The organism is uncultured Roseobacter sp., from assembly GCF_947501835.1.
Classification (GTDB): domain Bacteria; phylum Pseudomonadota; class Alphaproteobacteria; order Rhodobacterales; family Rhodobacteraceae; genus Roseobacter.
In genome coordinates this window covers 1-1,363 of sequence record NZ_CANMXR010000054.1, presented here as the reverse complement: position 1 = coordinate 1,363, position 1,363 = coordinate 1, and the positions used below count along the sequence as shown (strand labels likewise).

At 53.4% G+C, this 1,363-nt stretch carries 2 protein-coding genes; both read left to right on the top strand.

Annotation, left to right across the window (positions count from 1 at the left end):
• Positions 1 to 99, top strand: a 99-nt coding sequence (locus Q1A20_RS26050) for a Dabb family protein (protein ID WP_299410977.1), incomplete at its 5' end; no start/stop codon positions are given.
• Positions 96 to 1,229, top strand: a complete 1,134-nt coding sequence (locus tag Q1A20_RS26045; RefSeq protein ID WP_299919722.1) for an aminodeoxychorismate synthase component I — start codon at positions 96 to 98, stop codon at positions 1,227 to 1,229. The genes Q1A20_RS26050 and Q1A20_RS26045, both read left to right, overlap by 4 nt.
• Positions 1,230 to 1,363 lie beyond the last annotated feature (134 nt).

The window sequence follows — 1,363 nt, the reverse complement described above, 5'->3', positions numbered from 1 at the left end:
GACACCGCACTACAGGCTTACAAGGCGCATCCGATTTACCAGCAAGCGATTGATATCGTACGACCGCTGCGTGAAATACGGATCGCTGCAGACTTTTGACGCCGGTTCATCAAGCCAAGGTGACTTTTGATTGCGGCCCGATCGCTGGAGGTTCGGCATTTATTGCGCCAAGTGCGGTGATCAAGGCAAGCACTCCGGCTGAAGTTGATCACGCGTGGGGTGCAATGCAGCAGGCCCAGTCCGACGGTAAATGGCTGGCTGGTTATCTGTCCTACGAGCTCGGCTATCTATTGTTGTCAAAGCTCGCACCCTTACTGCCTCCAGACCGGCAACTACCGCTAATCCATTTTGGCGTGTTCGATGCTCCGATCTCGGGTGGGGTTCCGTTGGATCATACGCCCATCACATTGGACCAACAGCAACCGCTTTGGGATTTTCTACGGTATGAAGAGGCTTTCCAGACAGTTCATGATTACATTGTAGCCGGCGATATTTATCAAGCGAACCTCACCTTCCCGCTCGCCTCCCGTTTTGATGGCACCATTGAACAACTTTATGCACAGCTTCAGCTTCGTCAGCCAGTCCGGCATGGGGCATTGGTCGATTTAGGTGGCACTGCTTTGCTTTCTCGCTCGCCCGAGCTGTTCTTTAAGCTGTCTGCGGACGGCAAATTGACGACCCGACCAATGAAGGGTACGGCACCGCGCGGAAATACTGTCGCCGAAGACGACGCGTTTCGAGACGAGCTTCAAATGTCTGACAAGAACCGCGCCGAAAATCTCATGATCGTTGACCTGTTGCGTAACGATATGAGCCGGGTGTCCGAAATTGGTAGCGTAACTGTTCCGGAACTGTTCGCCGTAGAACGGTTCGCGACATTGCACCAAATGACGTCTTGTATCACTTCCAAGGTTCGCAAAGGGACAACGTTCAAAGAACTGTTTGGAGCGCTTTTCCCCTGCGGCTCGATCACCGGAGCGCCGAAAGTGCGGGCAATGCAGATCATTCGCGAAATCGAAACCCAGCCGCGCGAGGCCTACTGTGGCTCCATCGGCTGGATTGCACCCACCGGCGCGATGGAATTCAACGTTGCCATCCGCACTTTGCAATGCCACCCAGACCAAACCGTTCAAATGAATGTTGGTGGTGGTGTGGTGTACGACAGCACAGCACGGAGCGAATACGACGAAGCCATGCTGAAATCTCGCTTTGCCGATCTGAGCCAGTGATGTTGATAGGCCTATTGGGTTAGAGCTGGAATATCTGTCCGAATGGGTTTCCCCAAATGCTGCACGATGCGCGAAGGTCAGGTTTTGGGAAATGGGTAAATTGATATTAAGTATGGCCGGATGTCCGCAAAGGG